At 47.9% G+C, this 23150-nt stretch carries 20 protein-coding genes; 13 read left to right on the forward strand and 7 right to left on the reverse strand.

Translation table 11 applies throughout. The features are described 5' to 3' along the window. The first annotated feature begins 188 nt into the window (after positions 1-188). From urtA to urtE, 5 genes are all read left to right on the forward strand, one after another. Positions 189-1496, forward strand: a complete 1308-nt coding sequence (gene urtA / locus ACOMHB_RS23585; RefSeq protein WP_448218463.1) for an urea ABC transporter substrate-binding protein — start codon at positions 189-191, stop codon at positions 1494-1496. A 245-nt stretch (positions 1497-1741) separates the two neighbouring features. Beyond that, positions 1742-3367, forward strand: coding sequence for an urea ABC transporter permease subunit UrtB (gene urtB, locus ACOMHB_RS23590; protein WP_448218464.1), 1626 nt, complete (start codon positions 1742-1744; stop codon positions 3365-3367). A 63-nt stretch (positions 3368-3430) separates the two neighbouring features. Next, positions 3431-4579, forward strand: coding sequence for an urea ABC transporter permease subunit UrtC (urtC, locus tag ACOMHB_RS23595; protein WP_448218669.1), 1149 nt, complete (start codon positions 3431-3433; stop codon positions 4577-4579). Continuing rightward, on the forward strand, positions 4572-5402 hold the full coding sequence (locus tag ACOMHB_RS23600; protein ID WP_448218465.1) for an ABC transporter ATP-binding protein: 831 nt from the start codon (positions 4572-4574) through the stop codon (positions 5400-5402). The genes urtC and ACOMHB_RS23600 overlap by 8 nt, the downstream gene beginning before the upstream one ends. A 37-nt stretch (positions 5403-5439) precedes the next feature. Next, complete coding sequence (gene urtE / locus ACOMHB_RS23605) at positions 5440-6135, forward strand: urea ABC transporter ATP-binding subunit UrtE (protein ID WP_448218466.1); 696 nt, start codon at positions 5440-5442, stop codon at positions 6133-6135. A gap of 60 nt (positions 6136-6195) precedes the next feature. On the opposite strand, the gene ACOMHB_RS23610 is transcribed toward urtE, so the two are convergent. The 3 genes from ACOMHB_RS23610 to mrcB all read right to left on the reverse strand — a co-directional run bounded on the left by ACOMHB_RS23610 (position 6196) and on the right by mrcB (position 9383). After that, on the reverse strand, positions 6196-6507 hold the full coding sequence (locus ACOMHB_RS23610) for a YqcC family protein (protein ID WP_422135559.1): 312 nt from the start codon (positions 6505-6507) through the stop codon (positions 6196-6198). 135 nt (positions 6508-6642) lie between these two features. After that, positions 6643-6945: a tetratricopeptide repeat protein gene (locus tag ACOMHB_RS23615; RefSeq protein ID WP_422135560.1), complete on the reverse strand. Its 303-nt coding sequence runs from the start codon at positions 6943-6945 to the stop codon at positions 6643-6645. Between the two features lie 92 nt (positions 6946-7037). Beyond that, a complete protein-coding gene (mrcB, locus tag ACOMHB_RS23620) occupies positions 7038-9383 on the reverse strand; it encodes a penicillin-binding protein 1B (RefSeq protein WP_448218467.1) in 2346 nt (781 codons plus the stop codon). A gap of 215 nt (positions 9384-9598) precedes the next feature. On the opposite strand from mrcB, the gene ACOMHB_RS23625 reads away from it, so the two are divergent. Together ACOMHB_RS23625 and ACOMHB_RS23630 are read left to right on the forward strand one after the other, a co-directional pair. Beyond that, positions 9599-10732 carry a P-loop nucleotide/nucleoside kinase family protein gene (locus tag ACOMHB_RS23625; RefSeq protein WP_448218468.1) on the forward strand — a complete coding sequence of 378 codons (1134 nt, stop codon included), beginning with the start codon at positions 9599-9601 and terminating at the stop codon, positions 10730-10732. 152 nt (positions 10733-10884) lie between these two features. Continuing rightward, on the forward strand, positions 10885-11145 hold the full coding sequence (locus tag ACOMHB_RS23630; RefSeq protein WP_422135563.1) for a TfoX/Sxy family protein: 261 nt from the start codon (positions 10885-10887) through the stop codon (positions 11143-11145). A gap of 5 nt (positions 11146-11150) precedes the next feature. Here ACOMHB_RS23630 and ACOMHB_RS23635 read toward each other — a convergent pair whose 3' ends face one another. Together ACOMHB_RS23635 and gcvH are read right to left on the reverse strand one after the other, a co-directional pair. Further along, a complete protein-coding gene (locus ACOMHB_RS23635) occupies positions 11151-11909 on the reverse strand; it encodes a HesA/MoeB/ThiF family protein (RefSeq protein ID WP_422412359.1) in 759 nt (252 codons plus the stop codon). Between the two features lie 26 nt (positions 11910-11935). After that, positions 11936-12328, reverse strand: a complete 393-nt coding sequence (gene gcvH, locus ACOMHB_RS23640) for a glycine cleavage system protein GcvH (RefSeq protein ID WP_448218469.1) — start codon at positions 12326-12328, stop codon at positions 11936-11938. 277 nt (positions 12329-12605) lie between these two features. Here gcvH and ACOMHB_RS23645 point away from each other — a divergent pair, with 277 nt between their 5' ends. Beyond that, a complete protein-coding gene (locus ACOMHB_RS23645) occupies positions 12606-13151 on the forward strand; it encodes a DinB family protein (protein ID WP_448218470.1) in 546 nt (181 codons plus the stop codon). A gap of 15 nt (positions 13152-13166) precedes the next feature. Here the strand turns inward: ACOMHB_RS23645 and ACOMHB_RS23650 are convergent, their stop codons facing one another. Continuing rightward, entirely contained in the window at positions 13167-14945 is a 1779-nt protein-coding gene (locus ACOMHB_RS23650; protein ID WP_448218471.1) for a bifunctional lysophospholipid acyltransferase family protein/GNAT family N-acetyltransferase, read from the reverse strand. A gap of 258 nt (positions 14946-15203) precedes the next feature. Next, positions 15204-15725, reverse strand: a complete 522-nt coding sequence (locus tag ACOMHB_RS23655; RefSeq protein WP_448218472.1) for a YHS domain-containing (seleno)protein — start codon at positions 15723-15725, stop codon at positions 15204-15206. 94 nt (positions 15726-15819) lie between these two features. Here ACOMHB_RS23655 and ACOMHB_RS23660 point away from each other — a divergent pair, with 94 nt between their 5' ends. The 5 genes from ACOMHB_RS23660 (at position 15820) to ACOMHB_RS23680 (ending at position 22948) form a co-directional block, all read left to right on the forward strand. Continuing rightward, entirely contained in the window at positions 15820-16167 is a 348-nt protein-coding gene (locus ACOMHB_RS23660; protein ID WP_448218473.1) for a hypothetical protein, read from the forward strand. 37 nt (positions 16168-16204) lie between these two features. Beyond that, positions 16205-17590 carry a S8 family peptidase gene (locus ACOMHB_RS23665; protein WP_448218474.1) on the forward strand — a complete coding sequence of 462 codons (1386 nt, stop codon included), beginning with the start codon at positions 16205-16207 and terminating at the stop codon, positions 17588-17590. A gap of 185 nt (positions 17591-17775) precedes the next feature. After that, positions 17776-19872 carry a TonB-dependent receptor plug domain-containing protein gene (locus ACOMHB_RS23670; protein ID WP_448218475.1) on the forward strand — a complete coding sequence of 699 codons (2097 nt, stop codon included), beginning with the start codon at positions 17776-17778 and terminating at the stop codon, positions 19870-19872. Positions 19873-19894: 22 nt separating this feature from the next. After that, the gene (locus ACOMHB_RS23675) at positions 19895-20437 is read left to right on the forward strand and encodes a YfiR family protein (protein ID WP_448218476.1); all 543 of its coding nucleotides are present in this window, start codon (positions 19895-19897) and stop codon (positions 20435-20437) included. Positions 20438-20515: 78 nt separating this feature from the next. After that, entirely contained in the window at positions 20516-22948 is a 2433-nt protein-coding gene (locus tag ACOMHB_RS23680) for an ATP-binding protein (protein WP_448218477.1), read from the forward strand. Positions 22949-23150 lie beyond the last annotated feature (202 nt).

The following is a 23150-nucleotide window of genomic DNA, read 5'->3' on the forward strand; positions in this document are numbered from 1 at the left end:
CCATATTGGTGATCGAGGATGTTCTGAAATAAGGCATCTACTGTCAAGACGATATTAAGAAATTAACTCTAACTCAACTGTTAGAAGTGAGAGCTTTTCCTAATGAACGACAGTTACATAATATATTGGCATGCACATTGCTGTCACACTGTCGCACATAAGGATAAAAAACAGGATTAATAAAAACTATGAAGAGCTCCCTCAAAAAACTCTCGAAGGGCCTGGTTGTAGCTTCTGCAGCAACCGCCGCCCTCTCTTTTTCGGTCATATCCCAGGCTGCAGAGACCATCAAGGTAGGTGTTTTACATTCTCTGTCAGGCACCATGGCGATCAGTGAAACCACATTAAAAGACACTGTTTTAATGATGGTGGACGAGCAGAATAAGAAAGGTGGACTACTGGGTAAGAAACTCGAAGCGGTTGTTGTTGATCCTGCCTCTGACTGGCCTCTGTTTGCAGAAAAAGCGCGTGAGCTGCTGGCAAAAGAAAAAGTCGATGTCATTTTTGGCGGTTGGACTTCCGTATCCAGAAAATCAGTTCTGCCAGTGGTTGAAGAGTTAAACGGCCTGATGTTCTACCCGGTTCAGTATGAGGGACAAGAGTCATCCAAAAACGTTTTCTACACCGGCGCAGCGCCTAACCAGCAGGCTATTCCTGCGGTTGATTATCTAATGAGTTCAGAGGGCGGCAGCGTCAAACGTTTTGTTCTGGCCGGTACTGATTACGTCTACCCGAGAACCACCAACAAGATTCTGGAATCCTACCTGAAGAGCAAGGGTATCAAAGAGTCGGACATCATGATCAATTACACGCCTTTTGGTCACTCTGACTGGCAGACCATTGTTTCTGATATCAAGAAGTTTGGTAAAGCTGGTAAAAAAACGGCGGTTATTTCCACCATTAATGGCGACGCCAACGTACCTTTCTATAAAGAACTGGCTAATCAGGGCATTGCTGCTGAACAGATTCCGGTGATTGCCTTCTCTGTTGGTGAAGAAGAGCTGTCAGGTATAGATACTGCACCTCTGGTAGGCCACCTGGCAGCCTGGAACTACTTTATGAGTGCCGAGAGTGATATCAACGATGAGTTCATCGAAACCTGGCAGACCTTTACCAAGAATGAAGAGCGTGTTGCCAATGATCCAATGGAAGCCACTTATATTGGCTTCAACATGTGGACAAAAGCCGTTGAAAAAGCAAGAACCACCAGCGTTGATGCCGTCCGTTCGGCCATGTATGGCATCACTGTTCCCAACCTGACGGGTGGTATTGCTGTGATGAACACCAACCATCACCTGACCAAACCGGTATTGATTGGCGAAATTCAGGACGATGGCCAGTTTGAAATTGTCTGGGAAACCAAAGGGGGCGTCATTGGTGATGCCTGGACTCAATATCTGCCCGAAAGCTCGAAAATTGTTGCTGACTGGTCAGCCCCGATCAAGTGTGGCAACTACAACCTGGAATCAGGTGTCTGCTCTGGTCAGAACTACTGATTAGTCGTCTTTTGTTGAAGTCATAGCAATCGTGCTCTCTAACTCCCGTAATGAGCATGGAGATTTGAGCCTTAAGACAAGGCGACGATCGCCAACGCAGGATTAAAGCCCAAATCTTCAGCGCAATAGGGAGTTAGAAAGTTCGATTGGTATCACATGGCATGAGAAGTTAGTTTTTTCATGCCATCACCAAACGCCTGTCCAATACAAGACAGGCCAACACATAGTTATTCACTGGAAATTTTATGACCTGGAGACTCTGGCAAGTATTGCCTTTAGTATGCCTCTGTCTTCTTTTTGTCTTTGTCTCATCCTCACAGGCTCTGGCCAATAGCAACACCACAAGCAATGAAGAGCTGGCCAGACAATTGAGTGAGAAGTCATGGGACAAACTGGAGACCACCGTAACCCATCTCTCTGCCAAAGGTGATGATAAAAGCCAGAAACTGTTAACCCTCTGGTTATCTGGCCAACTGTTTATTGAAAAGAGCACGGGTCGTCTGGTCACGGGCAATAAGTCAGGTCGACTGTATCTCATTGCTGACCCGATTACCGATGAAGCCCTGGGTGAAGTCAAAAAGCGCAGCTTGAAAAAAATCAGAATCAATAACTGGCTGCGAAACTCCATCAGAACCGCTCTGGCTCTCTGGGACCTCAAGTCTGAAGACCCGGAAAAGCGCCTTCAGGCAGTTAAGGAAACATCCAGAAACCTTCAGGCTGACACATTGGCCATTCTCAAAACCATGCTGGAGAAGGAGTCCGATGAGGATGTTCATTCAGCTCTGACAACAGCGGTTGCCTTATATCAGATCCAACAGGGTAGTGATGAACTCAAGCTCCAAAGCCTTGAAATTCTGTCTGAGTCTGATGACCCTTTCGTTCGTTCAGTATTGGAATCAGCGAAAACAGAGACTAAGAACAAAGAAATTCTTCTGGGCATAGACACCGCACTGGCCGACATGGATCGAAGACAGGAATACTACTCCGCAATAGAAAGTGTTTTCTTTGGCTTGAGTCTGGGTTCGGTATTACTTCTGGCTGCCATTGGTCTGGCGATCACTTTTGGTGTTATGGGGGTTATCAACATGGCCCATGGCGAAATGATGATGCTTGGCGCTTATACGACTTTTGTCATTCAATCAGCTTTTCCATCATTCTTGGAACAATCTCTGTTTATTGCCATTCCTGCCGCCTTTGTTGTTGCTGGTACCGTCGGTATTTTGATTGAGCGACTGGTCATACGTCACCTTTATGGTCGCCCACTGGAAACGCTTCTGGCCACTTTTGGTATCAGTCTGATACTGCAACAGGCCGTAAGAACCGTCTTCTCTCCCCTGAACCAGGCAGTCTCAACACCGGAATGGTTAAGCGGCTCCTGGGTGATCAATGAAGCTTTATCTCTGACCTGGAACCGAGTCTACATCATTGGCTTCAGTCTGGCCGTCTTTCTGACTCTGTTGTTTATCCTGCGCTACACCCGATTTGGTTTGAATGTGCGGGCAGTTACCCAGAATCGCGCCATGGCCAACTCTATGGGTATTCCCACCCACCGTATTGACGCACTGACCTTTGGCCTTGGTTCCGGTATTGCCGGCGTTGCTGGTGTTGCCCTGTCCCAGTTAACCAATGTGGGTCCAAATCTCGGCCAGAACTACATCATCGACTCTTTCATGGTGGTGGTCTTTGGTGGTGTTGGAAATCTCTGGGGCACACTGGTGGCAGCCATGAGCCTGGGTGTCGTCAATAAGTTGCTGGAACCCTGGGCAGGTGCAGTCGTTGCCAAAATCCTGGTACTGATTTTCATTATTCTGTTTATTCAGAAAAGACCCAAAGGCCTGTTCGCCCTCAAGGGTCGTGCGGTGGAGGATTGATCCGTGAGTTCTGTAACATTGTCGTCAAAGAGCCATGAGCCAAAAAACAGCCATAGGCAAAAGATGCATGGAAAAGGTCCTCTCAGTCGTTTTCTTCTGGACGACCCAGCAGGCAAATGGCTTTTGATAGCGGTTTTTGTCATTAGCATCATGGTCTCCGGGCTCAACCTTCTGGCACCTGAAGGCTCTGCCCTGCATGTCAGCAGTTATACCGTCACACTGCTTGGAAAATATCTCTGTCTCGGCCTTCTGGCCTTGGCTCTCGATCTGGTCTGGGGTTATTGCGGCATCCTCAGTCTCGGCCATGGTGCCTTTTTTGCCCTCGGTGGCTATGCCATGGGGATGTACCTGATGCGTCAGATTGGTGACCGTGGTGTCTATGGCAATCCTGAGCTGCCGGACTTCATGGTGTTTTTAAGCTGGCAGGAACTGCCCTGGTACTGGCAGGGTTTTGATTCTTTCTTGTTTACTATTGTGATGGTGGCTGTGGTTCCCGGCATTCTCGCTTTCCTGTTTGGCTGGCTGGCATTCCGTTCCAGAGTCACCGGCGTCTATCTGTCCATCATTACTCAGGCACTGACTTATGCCCTGATGCTGATGTTCTTCCAGAATGATTTCGGTTTTGGTGGCAACAATGGCCTGACCGACTTTAAAGATATTCTGGGCTTCAGCCTGCAAAGTGATACAACCCGTGTCGCTCTGTTGATGTTTTCAGCGCTGGCCCTGGGACTGGGCTACCTGATTTGTCGATGGCTGGTGAATTCCCGTTACGGAAGAGTTCTGATGGCTGTCAGAGATGCCGAAAGCAGAACCCGCTTTATGGGTTATCGGGTTGAACATTACAAGCTGGTTGCTTTTGTGGTTTCTGCTGTGTTGGCCGGCATTGCAGGCGCACTTTATGTGCCACAGGTAGGCATTATTAATCCGGGTGAGTTCTCCCCCGTCAACTCTATTGAACTGGTGATCTGGGTGGCCGTTGGTGGCAGAGGAACACTCTATGGTGCAATCATAGGCGCACTGCTCGTTAATTATGCCAAAACCTGGTTTACCGGAGCGATGCCCGATGCCTGGCTGTTTGCACTGGGTGCACTGTTTGTCGTCACAACACTCTGGTTACCCAAGGGCGTTGTTGGTTTATTCAGTCAAGTTCGTGAAAAGTTTTTGAAACCATCAGCCCGGACTCGGGAACAGGAGGTAGCCGATCGTGGTTGATAAGCATATATCGGATAACACTCTTCTCTATCTTGACAATGTGACAGTCAGCTTTGATGGCTTCAAAGCCCTGAACAGCCTGTCTTTTTTAATCAACCAGTGTGAACTCAGGGCCATCATTGGCCCTAATGGTGCCGGTAAAAGCACCATGATGGACGTCATCACTGGTAAAACCCGACCTGATAGCGGAGAGGTGCTCTTTAATAAGAGCCGCTCAAGGCTGCTTAATAAGAGCCGCTCAAGGCTGCTTAACAAGAGCCGCTCAAGGCTTTCAAGAGGTTCTATCAATCTCACACAACACGATGAAGCAGAAGTGGCCAATCTGGGAATTGGCCGAAAGTTTCAGAAACCTTCTGTCATCGAGAGCCTGACGGTCTGGGAAAATCTGGAGCTGGCTCTTAAAGGTCGTCGTTCACCTTTTGAGTCTATGTTCAAAGCACTTTCTGCAGAGGGTCATAGAAAGATTGACAAAACACTCGGCAGAATCCGCCTTCAGGATCGCCGTGACTTTATTGGAGCATCCCTGTCTCACGGTCAGAAGCAGTGGCTTGAAATCGGTATGTTATTGCTTCAGGACCCCGAGCTTCTTCTGATTGATGAGCCTGCAGCCGGTATGACAGATGAAGAAACCTTCAGAACCGCTGACCTGCTTCGAGAATTGTCTGAAGAGCGAAGCGTCGTGGTCGTCGAGCATGACATGGCCTTTATCAAAGCGCTTGACTGTAAGGTTCTGGTACTTCACGAAGGCAGTGTCCTGGCAGAAGGGTCGCTGGATCATGTTCAGCAAGATCAAAAAGTCATCGACGTCTATCTGGGGAGATAGCCTGAGGCCAAAAAGCAGCGCTGTGCTGGAGAATAATATGCTTGAAGTTCAGAACATAGATGTTTTTTACGGTGCCAGTCAGGCACTGAAGTCTGTCTCCCTGACAGCGGATAAAGGTCAGGTCACCAGTATTATGGGTCGCAACGGTGTGGGTAAAACCACATTAATGAATACTGTTGCCGGGCGAGTTTCAGCCTCGTCCGGGCAGATACTCTGGAAGGGTCAGTCCATCAATAATCTGACTTCACACCAGCGGGCCCGTCAGGGAATTGCTTACGTACCCCAGGGTCGACAGATTTTCCCTCTGCTCACGGTTCAGGAAAATCTGGAAACAGGATTTGCCTGTCTGCCGCGTCCTCAGCGGAGAGTTGATCGGGAAATATACGACCTTTTTCCTGCCTTGCTGGAGATGAGACATCGTCGTGGAGGCGACCTCTCGGGTGGCCAACAACAGCAACTGGCTATTGCCCGGGCACTGGTCACCCAACCGGAGTTATTAATTCTTGATGAACCAACCGAAGGCATTCAGCCTTCCATCATCAAAGATATTCAATCCGTCATAGGAATGCTCAGGGACAGGGGAGAAATGGCCATACTGCTGGTAGAACAATACTTTGAATTTGCCCGGGATCTGGCAGATCAATATGCCGTACTGGATCGTGGTGAACTGGTACTGTCAGGGGTAGGCAGTGAGATGAATGAAAAGGAAGTCAGACGACTGATGACGGTTTAAAGTCCTTCAGATGAATACTGTCTCCCGCTTTGTCTGTATTCATCTGACCTGCGATCCAAATCAATTCATCAAACAGTCAAACCGCTCCACCAGCACCAGTAAATGAGTGGCTTCTATTTTCTCCACCATCAGAGCTTCTTCTGCATAAGGCTTGATGTTCGAGCCTTTTGGCAAGTCAGCCCCCTGATCAAGAATGGCATGGACCCGGGGAATAAACAGCCATTGCAGCCACTGAGTAAATCCCATGGTATCCATACAAAAAGGCGTTGTACTGGCCAGCGCCTGAGCTGAAGGTGGCGAAGCCTGCCAGCAGTCCAGTCTTTTTAACTCTGCTTCAAGAGCTATCAATAGTTCTCTTACTTCTGTACTCATCAACTGTCTTTTACCATGAAAACCCAAACCGTATTTTACTATGAAAATTGATTGACATCCTCTCCGCTCCAAAGAGGGTTATGCAACGGTGGATTCAAACGATAAGTGCACGCGACTTCCCTGAATACGTTCGCTTTAATCGAGTGAAGTCAGAAAGCTACTAATCTGTCGTCTAAGACCTGATTCCGGCCCCAGACTCAGAGCTCTGTCTGCCAGCTCTCGGGCCTGACCATAATGTCCCTGTTTTTTCCTGAGTTGCGCCAACAGGAAATACACCGATGGATCGGTTGGACTGATTCTCATGGCTCTGGACAGGGAACTTTCAGCAGTGTTCAGATCATTTTCCGCCATGGCACTCGATGCCTGATCCAGCAGAATACCAACAGCATCCGTTCGACTCCCATGAGGAGAAGTAGTTTCTACATCTGAGGGTGGCATATACGTCACATGACCCATACCAGAACACCCTGTTAAGAGGACTGCAAAGAGCAGAGGTATTAATCGTTTCACTTTTGTCTCGCTACAGGCATTCACTCAAACCATGATTTTATAGAATCAAACAGAGTTTTGGCGGGCTCAATCACAGTTCGACCACAGCCCTGATAATCCTCGGGCTCTGAACCCTTTATATAAGGGACTTTTACCGCTCCCTCACAGCTCTTCCCTGTTCTTACATTTTCTGCCGGTTTTGTCCAGACGTACTCAATCTGTTCACTGTTCAAAGGCTGCACCGACTTGATTGGCACCTGTTGCATAAGACGTGTCCAGACTCTGAGAGCACCACTACTGCCAGTCAGGTTGGTCGGACTGTTGTCGTCATTCCCTAACCAGGCCACTGCCATCAGATTTCCGGTAAAACCCGCAAACCAGCTGTCTCTCAGGTCATTGGTGGTGCCACTCTTTCCTGCTAACTGAATATCCTGACTGATACTCCAGTATGCACGACGCCCGGTACCTTCTCTCATGACCTGACCCATGGCATGTCGCAAAAGCTCCATAGGAGCAGAGTCGAAAGCTCTCTCAACCGAGAGACTGTAGCGCCTCAGGGGTTGTCCACGGGCATCCACTACCGCATCAATGGCCCGCAATGGCATCCTGAAGCCGCCACTGGCGATGGTCTGGTACATGGAGGCGACATCCATAAGGGAAAGGGATGCGGCTCCCAACATGACGGAGGGATAGGGTGGCAGGTTTTTCTCAATCCCCAAACGCTCAATAGTGTTCAGAACATTATTCAGACCCAGAGCCATACCGGTCTGGATTGCCGCCTGATTGTAAGACCTGGCCAGTGCCTCTTGCAAAGGCACTATGCCTCTGGACTTGCCATCGTAATTGGCAGGCTTCCAGAGTCCGCCCTGTCCGTCATCTACCTGGATAGGAGAATCATTGACAGGTGTCGTTAACGTATAGCGCGAAGGCTGCTCCAGCCCCGTCAGATAGATTGCTGGCTTAAGCAATGAGCCTACAGGGCGCCGTGCATCCAGAGCCCGGTTAAAACCGACATAACCCGGATTTTTGTCGCCTACTACCGCCAGAAGATCGCCGGTCTGGGCGGAGGTCACCACCATGGCTCCCTGCAGATCAGGATTATCTTTTTCAAGTTGATCCACAGTATCAGTCATACTTGCCTGCGCAAAACGCTGGATAATGGGGTCCATATTGGTAAAAATTCTGAGGCCTTCCGAGGTAAGATCACGTTCGTCGTAATCTTCCCTGAGCTGTTTTTTCACCATATCAATGTACGCGGGATAAGCACTGGTATTAAGCTGTTCACGGGTCACAACGCCCAAAGGCAGTTTTTTGGATCGTTCAGCTTCAGAGCGAGACACAACGCCTTCATCTGCCATCACATCGAGTACCAGATTTCTGCGCTCCTTTGCTCTTCCGGGAAAACGTCTTGGATCGTAATAGGAGGGACCTTTAACCAGCCCCACCAGCAGAGCAACACGGGCAGTACTTAGCTCCTGAATGGGCTGAGCAAAGTAGAAATGACTGGCCAGACCAAAGCCGTGAATAGCCCGCCGACCGTGCTGCCCCAGGTATACTTCATTCAAATAGGTTTCCAGAATGTCATCTTTAGAATAATGAAAGTCCAGTAGCACCGACATGATCGCTTCATTGATTTTTCGGGTCAGGGTTCGTTCATTGCTCAAATAAAAGTTTTTGACCAGCTGCTGAGTCAGTGTGCTCCCACCCTGTATGACCCCTCCTGCTCTCAGATTGACCAGAAATGCTCTGGCTATCGAGCTCGGTGAAATCCCCCAGTGGTCATAAAAATTCTTGTCTTCTATCGCTAACAAGGCTTTGGTCAGATGCTTTGGTGCCTGGGATTCTCGGATAAGAATGCGATCCTCAAAGGTTGAGGGATAAATGCCTCCTATCAGTTGAGGGTCCAATCTTAGCAATGGAATATTTTCGGCGGCTTTTCCTCTAAGACTGACGACTTCATTACCAGAAAATACGACACTGGCATAACGGGAAGGTTCAGCACCATCCGGGAAATGAAAACCCCTGCTGTAAATAGTGAAACGATTCCCGGAGCGGGCAAAGGTACCGGGTCGCCTGACATCTCTGACGGCCTGATAACCCTGGCGGCGAAGTTGAGCCTGCAGCTCATTCGGGTTGAGGAGCTGTCCCTCATAAAGCTCCAGAGGGCGAGAATACACCTGGGCAGGAATCGCCCATTTCTTGCCTTCAAACTTTTGAGTAACAACAGCGTCCAGATAAACCGAATAGGCAGCAAGCAAAATCAGGCCGACTACTCCCAGCTTTACCAGAACCGGAAACCAGCGCCTGAGCCCCCCTGCATTCTGGGCTTTCTTCTTTCGTCCTGACGACTGCTTGCCTCGGGACGGTGTTTTTTTCTTTGTGACCATGGTGCGAGATTATACGCCATAGCTTTCCGCAATAGCTCTATGGTTTGCCGTGTTTTTATCTCGGATTACTTTCCCACGGCGCAATCAGTAAAAAGTATTGCTTCCAGTTATGATGTTTACCACAACCCCTGCGTTTAATTTTCCTTTATTGAGGCTTTAATCAAGCCCTCTGCCTATACTCAGTGACCATTCCCAATCTATCGAATGTTATAGCGATGCCCCCATTTCTAAAGGAGAACTGGCTGGACGCCCTCAGCTTATCGGGACAATTAACTCTCGAACCTTTGCTGGATATGGCCGTGCAACTGGCTTATTTTCATCAGGAAATTGAAGTCATTACTACCCATCAGCACCCTGGCTCTGAAGAGCACGTCTGGTTTCCGGTAGCTCAAAACTTCGATCAGATAAGACCTTTGCTGGATCAGGAAGAAGATATTGCGCAGCTTGCCAGAGTGGAAAAGTGGTCCTCGGACCGCTATCAAGCATTGCGGCCCCTGATTCGAGAACGGGAGGGCGGCACCGACTCCATGGCTGATCTTGGCTTCCTCTGTGTGAATATGGATGCCAGAGGGCTCTGTGAGTTAACTTTTTTTGTCGTTAATAAATATATGGATATCAGCGGGGACTTTCGGGGCCTGGGTTTATTAAGTTTTTACAGGGTCTACCAAGCACTGGTTCAAGCCAGGATCGTCTTGCTCCGATCGTATGATGATCTTAACGATCAACTGACATCACAAGCGCTTGCTGAATATCGCCTGTATGCCAATTTGGCTGAAAGCTATTGCCAGACTAAAAAACCATTTCTTGCCATTATGCAGGGACTATCGGGTTCCGGAAAAACATCAGCAGGTCGGGAACTGGTGAAACACGCCAACTGCATCATGCTGAGAACAGATATCGAGCGGAAAAGATTATTTGGTCTCAAGCCTGAAGCATCGAGCCATGAAGCCGGGCTGAGTATTTATACACAGGACGCCACCCAAAAAACTTATTTAACCATTCAGGAAGCCGCTCGCTCTCTGTTAAGTCAGGGTATTTCTGTTGTTATTGATGGCGCTTCTCTCAAATTTAAGGAAAGAGCGTTATGTTGCCAGCCTGCCATCGAACTTCAATACCCTTATTTTATTGTCAAATGCATGGCACCCGATGATGTTCTTAAACGCCGAATTATTAAACGTCAATTCAACAACACCGATGCTTCCGAGGCGACCATAGGTCTGATCAAACAGCAACGTCAGTGGGAGGAACCGCTCTCGGATCAGGAAAAAGAGCACACTATAGTACTCAATACAACCTGTAAGCATTGGCGTGAAAAACTGCTCACTGACCTGTCGATTCAATTGAATTGAATTGATCTATTTTTCCTTCTTCGGCTGCCGTTTTCTGAGCAGCTTCAAAGACTCGTCTATCATTAAACTCATTAAAAGAAATTTCCCTCTGACTTTCAGAAAAATATCAAGCACACCCTCCATGGACGCTTGGGACGATTTGGAAAACCGGTATGGCAACTGACCTGATCGAATTAAAAAATCTTGGTAAAACTTCAGTGCAGTGGCTTAACGCTGTGGGTATTCGAACTCTTGAACAGCTTCATGAAGTAGGCGCCGTGGCAGCCTACTGCAAAGTCAGAGACAGAGGCTTTAAAGTATCAAAAGTACTGCTTTATGCAATGGAAGGTGCTTTAATCGGGGCCCACTGGAATGAACTTGACAATGAGCACAAAAAACGTCTGCTCAGTGAAGTGAAAAACTATCAGGGCTGAAACTCTCAGCCCTTCTTCTCTCCCTGGCCACACACCGGACAATCCGGATCGGCAATCAGCTGAAGGCTTTGCCATTCCATACTGGCAGCATCAAACATCAACAGTCTGCCATTCAATGTTTTACCCGCTCCTGTTAGAAGCTTGACCGCCTCCAGTGCCTGCATGGTACCGATCGTTCCCACTACAGGTCCCAGAATGCCTGATTCCGAACAGCTGAGTTCTTCAGCTACCTTTTCTGGGTAAAGGCAACGATAACAAGGTGCATTTTCCTGCCAGCGATCAAATACCGTTAACTGGCCATTAAGGCGAATAGCTGCACCCGTGACCAGTGGCACTCCCAAACGAACGCTGCAACGATTCACCATGAATCGGCTGTCAAAGTTATCAGTAGCATCAAGAACCAGATCGCTGTTCTCCAGCAGACTCAGTAATTCCTGCTCTGTAAGCTTTTTGGGAATGAGGTCTAGTTCAACACCCGGGTTCATGGCGCTGATTCTTGCCGCCGCTGCATGCACTTTAAATTGTCCGATATCATCGGTAGAGAAGGCAATTTGTCTTTGCAGGTTGGTGGCATCCACCACATCCGGGTCAATAAGAGTCAGTCTTCCGATTCCGGCTGCTGCAAGATACATGGCTGCCGGACAGCCCAACCCGCCAATACCAACAATCACTATATGGGCGTTGAGCAGGCGCTCCTGCCCCTCAATATCGATCTGAGGCAAAAGTATTTGTCGGCTGTAGCGCAGCAGCTGATCATCATTCATTTTGAAACGTCAAACCCGGCCCTGTATCAGGCCTCGGACTCTACGAATTCTGAGTAGGCTTCAGCATCCAACAGTTCGCTCAGCTGACCTTCGTCGGTGATCTTGACCTTGAAGAACCAACCTTCATCGTAGGGTGCGCCGTTCACTGTTTCAGGTGCCTCTTCCAGCGCTTCGTTAATGGCAATAACTTCACCAGAGATGGGTGCATAGAGGTCAGAAGCGGCTTTTACGGACTCAACCACACCCGCTTCATCTTCAGCAGCCAGAATAGACCCCACTTCTGGCAGCTCAACGAACACAACATCACCCAGAGCTTCCTGGGCGTGATCGGTAATACCGATGGTGGCAGTACCGTCTTCTTCGATTCGGATCCACTCATGGGAACGTACATAACGCAGTTCGGATGGAATGCTGCTCATCGAAAATTCCTCTGGTCACTTAACAATTTGATTCTTCTCAGCCGCTACCAGTCACAAGGCTGGCCACTGACTGACGGCAACGCACAACTATCTGAAGGTAGTCGAAAAGGCTGTTGTTTTTATCAGGGTAGGCATTCTAACCAGAAACTATGGCTTCGCCAATGTTTCATTCAAGACGAATACATTCTGTTGGCATGACCCATGTTTGGAACCTGTACAAAGAGCTTGTCACTGTGACAGACTGACTGAATCCGCGACAAAAAAATCTGGAATCATCATGACACTAACCGATGCCCGCCAGTTTAATATAAACACGCTCTCCGAGCTGGAGTCAGTGCTCCTCCATCTCTCCGAAGAGCAATATAAAAAGAGCACATCGCTTTCGTCGAGTTCAGTAGGTACCCATGTCAGGCACATTATTGAGTTCTATCATTGCTTTTTCAAAGGGCTCGATTACGGTGCTATTGATTATGACAATCGTCCCCGGAATCAGCTGCTGGAAGAATCAATAGAGCAGGCCATGGACTACCTGAAAAATCTCCGCATCCTGCTCGGTAGCCAGAATATGTCACATTACCCCGAAACCGTATCAGTGGTGGCTGTCACGAACTCGGGAAGTCCCATTGAAACCAGCAGCAGTATCATCAGAGAGCTGCTCTTTCTGCAGAATCATACCACCCATCATCTTGCCCTGATCGCCCTGATACTGACGCAGGAGGGCGTCAGTTTGCCCGTCAATTTTGGTGTAGCTACCTCCACCAGACAGCATCGAGCCCGCACTGAAGAATCCACCCAAACAATGACTGATTCACAGCACCCGTGAGCGAAAGTACAGGCCTTATGCCGCAGGCCGGTTATATTCGAGGAAAGCTTTAGCGCCTGCGGCTCCCATGTATTTATTAAGCGTTCTTTCGTCCACTTTCAGAAGATCGACAATAATCAATCCATCCAGGGCATTGTTAAAGTCGCGATCAACATTGAAAGCTGCCAGCTCACCGCTCAGTTTCAAATAGTGCTTTAACAGGATCGGTATACCTTTCTTGTCTTTCTCAATTTGCTGAACCAGAGAAGAGAGGGTTTCAAAATCCGTCAATCCCATCAAATCGGACTGATTCCAAAAGCGCTCTTTACCCGGCTTCAGAGGGGTTGTCGGTTGAACCAGATCACGAAGCACAGTGTCCGAGTTATTCACAGACAGGCAGCCCGCCATTAACTGACGGGAAACCTCTCTGTAATCACTGCTGATGCTGACGGGTCCAAACAGTACCTTGTAACATGGATTGGCAACTACATAGGCACCAATCCCTTTCCAGAGCATCATCAGGGCACTCAAACTCCTCTGATATTCAGGCACTACAAACGACCGCCCCATCTCCAGACAACTGCCCAGCTTGTGAATAAACTCAGCGTGGTAGCGGAATAAACTGCGGGAATAAATGCCATGGATGCCTCTGGAGCGAAGGACCTGATCAACTTGGCCGATCCGATAAGCTCCCATAATTTTTTCTTCTTTCTGATTCCAGAGAAACAGATGCAGATAGTCCTCATCATACTGATCAAGATCTCTGGGTTTACCGGTACCTTCTCCCACGCCTCTGAAGGTCACCTCTCTGAGACGGCCAATTTCCGGCAAGACTTCAAGCAGCTGCTCCGCACCGGCACAATAAACACTCATTTCACCCTTTTCCAGCAGCAGGCACTCCTCTGGCAACTGTTGAACATTGGCTTTCACCTTTTCAGGGGAAACAGGATCGACAATGGGCTGCATTTTTCGTTCTTTTGGAGGCATGGAAACCCGTTTTGTCTGTGCCGGATCATGTGTGGATAGCAGGTATGTATTCAAACGCAGATAATTGGTCAGTGCCGAGTCAGAACTCATGGATTGATAGTCTGAATAATCCAGTGTTCGACCTATGCGAAAGCTCAGGGTTGAACCTCTTTTGTTTAGAAGCTCCCTGATCAATCTGGCCGTTCTCAAACGGGGATGAATCAATCCCATGGCCTGAAATAACCAACCATTCTGGCCTTCGATGAATACCGGTGTCACTTTGGCCATTGTTTGCCGGATAATTCGGGCAGCGGTATTTCTCCACCTGGGATCGGTGACCTGCCTCAGAGAGAGATCCAGACTGGACACTTCTCCGGCAGGAAAAATCAGCAGCTGATGACCCTCTTCCACCCATTTTCGGGCTTCTTCGATGGCATTTACATTTTTCATTCGGGCATCGGTGCTGATGATGTCCACGCCTATGAACAGCTCTTTCAATTCATGAATTCGACACAGCAATTCATTCGTCAGCACTTTTACATCAGGACGAACCTGCAACAATAAATCAGCAAGGGCTACGCCTTCAATTCCGCCAAAAGGATGATTGGCCACTATAACGGATGAGCCTGTCGCCGGAATTGAATCCCGATGCCCTGAAGCCACCTGATGCTGAATATTAAATATTTTCAGTACCAGCTTGAGAAAATCATCTGAGGGGTATTCTTCATTCACCTCTCTTTTATAAATCTGGTCGATGGTTTTCAGGCCCAGGAGCCACTCGGCAGCAGCCTCAGGCAAGCCAGACCGTGTTTTTTGTGGAAGTCTGAACGGAGAACGTTGAGGAGTCATCCTATTTTCCCTTTCTCGCTTTTTTAGCTACGGGCCTATTTGAGCCATACCTCTTCTGTAGATAGCTACAACGCTTTGCTCCTGCTCATAAGGCTGGCCAGCTTCCTGTTTTTTTAATGAACAAGCTGAACTTTATTAGCAAGACTAGAAAGGGTTAATGACAATTCAGTGAACAGGATATGAAGACACTGTGACGATATGCATTTGAGAAATGAGCGAGATACCAGGACCTCGCTGTTGAATCATGCGCTGCCTGGATTAATGAGCCATCATTGTTGGCCAGTTCGCATCCCCCAGCCTGATGAAGCCCGGTATATCCTTCAGCCACTTTCCCTGAATGTCTGCGTCATAATTCAGATACAACTTATTATCCACAATTTTCCAATAATTCGGATCACCCGGTGCTCTTTGCTTTTTCTCGGCGACAGCCCAGGCACAGTAACCGCCGTATTGAGGCCGATATTTATCGGGCGATTTCTTGAAAATCTTCAGGTGTTTTTCTGAGGAAAAGTACCACTCTACCCCCATGTACTTGTATTTGAACCGGGCATTGCCCTTAACGGCTTTTGCTTCCGTAAAGTAAGCTACCGTATCGTAACCACTGACGGCTTTATTACTGAACCAGCCGGTATAAATGTTCTTGTCAGCAATGGCATTGCAACTGAACAGTAACATCAGGGCTAATACAGCCATGAGCAAAAAATGCCGTTCACACCAGACTATAAAAATAGCTTCAGGATTAGAAACAGTGGCATTTTCATAATAAGCAGTGCGGATCATCCTCGCCTCCCTGCGGACAATGACTCCGTATCCGGATATTGCCTGAAAAGCTTCCGCTCATGCTTCCATTGTTGATACAACACCAGGAAGAAAGTTGAGCGAAATCGCTGGCACCGATTCAGCCATCCCAGTCGAAAGAGTAGATACTGATAAAAAGAACTCGATAGACTTCTCTGAGAGAACTTCTGCAATCCCAGACAAAGGCTGCTTTTCTGCTGGCACCGTTCAGTTAAATTATATAGTAATTTTTGCCATTTATTGGAGAATTTATATCTCTAAATCGAATATCTATGCAGCTACAAAAATAGTCGGCGAACCTTCAGCCACTTTATCAACGGCCTCTCCAAGCTCAGTAGAAATTAATGAAGATAACTACAGACCGGCTGACACTTCTTTTGAAGATACTGTGTCGTGCTGTTTATCTTCAACCATACTGATTTAACCACGCCAATAATAACCAGAGGTAAGGATATCTCGCCATGAAAGCAAGGATTGCTTTAATACTGACTTTTCTCGGATTCACTCCCCTGATGGCCTCGAGCCAGGAAATAGAAAACGCGACAGCTCCCCGTCAGGTTACCGACCGAATCATTGTTAAATATCACCCCAAACCCACCGAAGGCAATGCCATGGCATTCATCAAGCAGGGAGTCAGTTATGGCTCCTTTGGTGTTGCTGCGGGTAAGCAGAAAGACATTCTTGAGATTGGCAGCAGCCTGAACATTAATGAGGTCCAGGCACTGGCAGAGGGTCTGGAAGACGATCCTCAGATTGCCTTCGCTGAACCAGACTACATTATGCAAATCATGCGCGTGCCCAATGATTCACGCTACAACGAGCAATGGCATTATTTTGAATCCACAGCAGGCATTAATCTGCCCGCCGCCTGGAATACGACAACAGGTGCGAATGTTGTTGTGGGCGTTATAGATACTGGCATCGTCTATCACAAGGATCTGGATGGCAATGTAGTGTCAGGCCATGATTTCATATCACAGGCGTGGATGGCCAATGACGGTGGCGGCCGTGACACTAATGCCACTGATTCAGGCGATGCTGTCACTTCAGCCGGAGCCTGTGGCTATGCCAATGGAGAACCGGTGCCATCGTCCCCCACCGAGAGCAGCTGGCATGGAACCCACGTCTCCGGCACCATTGCGGCAGAATCAAACAACAGCACTGGCGTGGCGGGTGTTGCCTGGAATGCCAAAATCATGCCTCTGCGCGCCCTGGGCCGATGCGGCGGTTACACCTCAGATATTATTGATGCCATGCGCTGGGCAGCCGGACTGGATGTTTACGGCATGACTCGTAATAACAACCCGGTAAAAGTCCTTAATATGAGTCTCGGTGGTTATTCCTACGGCTGCCCCCGCAGTTATCAAAATGCCATCAATGAAGTGGTCAATGCCGGGGTGACCGTCGTTGTCGCAGCGGGTAATGAAAACACCAACGCCGCTTATGTCACGCCAGCCAACTGTCAAAATGTGATTACAGTGGGTGCTATTAATCGCAGCGGCAACCGCAGCTGGTATTCAAACTTTGGCAGTCATGTGGATATTTCAGCACCTGGTGGAGAGACTCGCTATTACGGAAACGGTATCCTTTCCACAGCCAATGCGGGTGCCACTTCGGCTACCCGGGATAATTACGAGTATTATCAGGGCACCAGCATGGCCACTCCCCATGTTGCCGGAGTAGCGGCGCTCATATACTCAGTCAACCCCAATATCACACCGGCCAGAGTGGAAGAGATCATTAAACTCAATGCCCGTTCTTTTTCTGGTGGTACCTGTAATACCCGTCGTTGTGGCGCCGGCATTCTCGATGCCGGTGCTGCTGTACTGGATGCCAGAGACGAATAAATGGCCAATCGCAGGCTCTTTCGAGCCTGCACCCTTTATCCCCTGGAAAGCACCTTTATCTGCCCAATGTGCAGAATCCGGCTTTTCCAATTCAAATTTCTACAGGTCAGCTAGGGTTTAAAGAAGACCTTTTTTTGAATCTTCAACTTCAGCAGTGTTGGGATTTAAATCCACGGAGCGGAACCTTGAACACTAAATTTCTACCCACACTGCTGGCCTCATGTATTTTCGCAGGCAGTCAGGCTATCGCCGAATCACAGGAAGACGAGGATCTTTTTGAACTCAGCCTTGAAGAGCTGATTTCCATGGAGATTCCAGATGTCACGTCGGTATCCCGAAAAAAGCAGCGTCTGATGGATTCCGCTGCCGCTATCTATGTCATCACCAATGAAGACCTTCGTCGCAGCGGCGTCACTTCCATTCCAGAAGCCCTGAGAATGGTGCCGGGCATGCAGGTGGCAAAACTCAACGCCAACACCTGGTCAATCAGTACCCGCGGATTTAACTACATCTTCGCTAACAAACTGCTGGTTCTGATTGATGGCAGAACCGTTTACTCCCCGCTGTTTTCTGGTGTGAACTGGGATGTTCAGGACACCGTGATGGAAGACATCGACCGGATTGAGGTTATCCGGGGACCCGGAGCAGCACTCTGGGGAGCCAATGCCGTCAACGGTGTCATTAACGTCATTACCAAGAAAGCAGCAGACACCCAGGGGAACCTGATTTCAGCCGGCGCAGGCACTCAGGAAAAGGCCTTCGGAGCCTATCGTCATGGTGGCGAGTTTGGGGAAACCGGTTTCTACCGTGTTTATGCAAAAGCCTTCGAACGAGATGGTCAGGTTGATGCTGAAGGTAAAGATACCTCTGATGACTGGAATATGCGCAGAGCCGGTTTCAAATCAGAGTGGAAAACAACCTCTGACTCAGAGATGACAGTTCAGGGAGACCTTTACGAGGGAACCACCCGACCTCCCTTGCGCCTGTTAGACCAATCTCAGGCACTCTCCCCTCAACTGACTAACGGATTTATTGTTGAGGGGCTCAGTCGGGATCAACGTGGTGGAAATCTGGGCGCTTATTGGAAAAGAACCCTGAGTGAAACTCATGATTTCTCCTTCAGAGCGATCTACGATAACTACCAGAACTTTGATTACCGGATTGCTGAAAAACGTGACACGGTTGATTTTGAGTTTCAGCACTACTATCAGTTCTGGGGCAAGCACGATCTGGTCTGGGGACTCGGCTACAGAACCACCTGGTACGAGGTAGAAAACACCCCCTATATGTTTCTGCTTGAAGGCAAAGACTCGAAAAAAACGGAGTTATTCAGTGCCTTTATCCAGGATGACATCACGCTCAATGACCAGTGGACCTTCACCCTCAGCTCACGTTTCGAGCACAACAGTTTCACAGGCTATGAGGTTCAGCCTAACGCTCGGTTAACCTGGAAGCCCACTGAAAACAGGACTTTCTGGACGGCTCTGTCTCAGGCGGTAAAAACCCCCTCCATCAGTGAGACCGCATTACAGACTGACGGTATTACGATTGATGATACCAGTCCTGTTAAATACGTGATTCCGATCAAAGGTAATCCAGACCTGAAGTCAGAAAAACTGACCGCTCTGGAAGTAGGTTACCGTGAACAATTTAGTAATAGCTTTCGTCTCGATATTACTGCGTTTTACAATCAGTACGAAGATATCATTGCCTATGTTGATATTAATCAGTGCCCCAACGGTAGCTCTACCTTTCCACTCCTTTCACTACAAAACCTGTGCTCCAACACTGATCCTTCCCTCGGCTTCTTCGAAATCCCGGCCACTCTCATCAATGGACTTGATGTAAGAACCTACGGAATGGAAGTTGTAGCGGACTGGCAGGCAAAAGACTGGTGGAAACTTCAGTTTAATTACAGCTGGCTCCAGGTCGATGCATGGCCAAATAAGGAAAGAACCAGCATCCTGAGAGTCAATGAAGTAATTGTCGAAGATCTGAGCGCCTCCCACACAGCAAACATTCGATCCACAATGAACCTGCCTAATCAGTGGTATTTTGACTTCTGGGTCCGCTACATGGACAACTTGAAAAATGCCAGTATCGGAGCCAACACATCGCTGGATATGCGAGTCGCGAAAAAGCTTGGGGACGGTCTTGAGTTCTCAATTGTGGGACAGAATCTCTTCAGGAATCACCACCGGGAGTTCTACGAACCTCTGAGTGGTATGGCACCAACAGAAACCCGGGAATCATGGTACGCCCAGATTCGCTGGCAATTTTAATCGGATGAAGGAGGATTACTTCATGCCGATGCCAATCAACATGATCAAATCAAACATAAGACTGCTGCTGATAACGGCCAGTTTGTCGGTGATGTTCTTTACCAGTGCAGTCAAAGCTGGCACACCGGAGGACAAGGTCAAAACAGCCATTGTTTATAAAATCACCAAATTCGTGAGCTGGCCAAAGAAAAAGCAAAGCCTCACTCTCTGTATTATTGGAGAAGGTTCAATTAATAGTGAGTTGGTCAAAATTAACCGTAAAAGCAGTATGGGCAGACGCCTTTCTGTCACCCGAAAAGATTTGAATGCGCCTGTGGATAAGCTGTGCGACATTCTGTATATCCACAGCATTGACCAGGCTTCCTCTTCAAAAATGACCCGTAGTCTTAATGGCAAGCCTATTCTAACCATAAGTGACGGTCGTTCATTTGCCGAGCAGGGTGGATTAATTGGTTTGGCTCGGAAGGGGAAGAAGATCAACTTCACCATTAACAAATCCTCTGTGGATAAGTCAGGTCTGAAGATCAGCTCTCAACTAAAAAGTCTGGCCAAAGTCATTGAGTAAAAAAGCCACACGAAAAACATTAGTCACTCGTTTTCATCCCATTCGGGATGAAAACCTTTTTCAGTCAAGCAATCAATCATGGTGACGTTCAGAAATCTGCCTATCAAGCGAAAATTGCGTTATGCCATGCTCATCACGGCGTATGCGGTACTTCTGGTAACTTTGTCCATTCAGAGTATCAGCGATCTTATGAAGTCCAGGGCCTCTCTGGTTGAACATATGGAAACTCTGGCAGAGGTTGTAGGTTCCAATGCTCATGCCGCTCTGCTTTTTGGGGATGAAAACTCTGCCAAAAAACTGTTAACCGGTTTTGGCAGCGCTCCCCATGTTCAATCCGCTTTTCTTTTAAATGCTGACGGTGAAGAGATTGCTGCCTATCATCGTTCCAATCAAAGTCCCTGGGCCTTCTCAATAAAAGACCCTGAACGTCCTGTTACTCTTTTCAGCAGTACCCGTCTCCACTTGTACCGCCCCATTGTTCTCGATCAACAATTGATTGGTGCTATCTACATTCAGGGTGATCTGTCACCTCTGTATATAGAGCTGACTGAAAACCTTTTTTTAGCCTTGTTAGCCGCCCTGATCTCTATCATTCTGACCTCTATTCTTGCCTCAAAACTGCAGAGATTACTGGCTAAACCCATTACTGAGCTAGCCAACACCATCTCCCAGATGACCAAAAACGAACAGTATGATCATCAGGTTCAAAAATTTGATAACGATGAGATTGGTCAGCTGTACGACTGCTTCAACGAAATGCTGATGCAGATAAAAGAACGGGACAAGAGACTGCAACAACATCGCGAAAATCTCGAAGCTTCTGTTGCCGAAAGAACCAGAGAGTTACACAGTGCCAACCGCGAACTTAAAGATAATATTTCTGAACTGCATGAAGCCAAGGAAGCAGCCCTTGAAGCAGCCAAGGCTAAAAGCGCTTTTCTCGCCAATATGAGTCATGAAATCCGCACGCCTATGAATGGCGTTCTGGGTATGCTGGAGTTGTTAAAAGATACACACCTTAATCCAGCACAGCAGGACTTTCTGGAGACTGCCTATAACTCCGCAGATGTGTTGCTGCTGATTATTAACAACATCCTCGATTTTTCCAAAATTGAAGCAGGAAAGATGGATATTGAATCCATTAACATGAACCCTGCAGAGATCGCTGAGGATATCTGTGCCCTTCTGGCAGTCGAAGCCCGAGAAAAAGGTCTGGATTTAAGCTGTTATACCGATGTAGATCTACCTGCTATTTTGCAGGGAGATCCGGTACGACTGAGACAGGTACTCACCAATCTTGTGGGTAATGCTGTCAAGTTTACTGAAGAAGGTGAGGTGATTGTCCGACTGAATATGTTGGAAGCCAGGGAAAACCGGGTCAAAGTGGAATTTTCAGTAAAAGACACCGGTATTGGTATCGCACCCGATGTACTGACCAATCTGTTCTCAGCCTTTACCCAGGCCGACGGTAGCACCACCCGCAAGTTTGGTGGTACCGGCCTGGGGCTCACGATATCCAGACAGTTACTAGAGCTGATGGGCAGTGAGGTCAAGGTATCCAGTGCTTTGAACCTGGGCTCTACGTTCTCATTTGTTCTGGACCTGAATGTATCTGACTCTCAGACACTCAAGCCTGACAATACCAGTCATGCTCCGCAAGACATAACAGGACTGACTGTCGACGAGAATGCCTTTAGTCATCACATTCGAATTCTTCTGGTTGAGGACAACCTGGTTAACCAGAAAGTCGCTGTCAGTATGTTAAAAAAAATCGGATTAAATCAAACTGACATTGCAGCAGATGGCAATGAAGCAGTCAGTATGAGCCATAATCAGACTTATGATCTGATACTCATGGACTGCCAGATGCCGGCAATGAGTGGCTATGAAGCCACCGGCCTGATAAGAAAACGAGAAAGTGCTCATAACCTGCCACGCACTCCCATTATTGCCCTGACTGCCAATGCCATGCAGGGAGACAGGGAGAAATGTCTGGCATCCGGCATGGACGATTATTTGAGCAAGCCCATTAAGACCAATACCCTCAAAGAGAAACTGAGCCAATGGCTGATTAATGATTTTAATGACAATGATTTCGAATCAGATATTAAACCTGTTTCCGAAAAGATAGAAACAGAAGACAGCCTTGAGCTGGAAGAAAGCCTTGAAACAGAAGATCAAGACCCGATTCTGGATATGGCCACTCTGGATACCCTGAAAGACATCATGGAAGACGAATTTGACAGCCTTGTTGAAAGCTATCTTGAAGATGCTCCATCACTGTTGAAAGACATTCAGAACGCCTCAAAAGAAGCAGACTTACAGGTTATGATTCGGGCAGCCCATACATTAAAGTCCAGTAGTAATAACTTTGGTGCAACACTGTTGACGGGTATTGCACTGGAAGTGGAAAAAATGGGCAAAGATAATCAGCTCTCCAATGCCATTCACTTAATTCCTGAGCTCGAAGAGGCTTTGATTAAAACCACTGAGGCACTTAAATCACTCTGAGCCATAATTAATTTTTTCCCAGAAAAGAAAAACCTCGCATTGCGAGGTTAATGAATACCGGGCTGACTCCCTGTGAGCATCCTGCTCATTATTTTGCGTCCCTGCCTCTACATTCCATGTAGATTGATAGCCCAGTACTTTAATCATAGACAATTACCCAAAAATGAAAAAACCTTTCAACACCCGAGTGAAGAAAGGCTTT

The sequence above is a fragment of the Endozoicomonas sp. 2B-B genome, assembly GCF_053470045.1.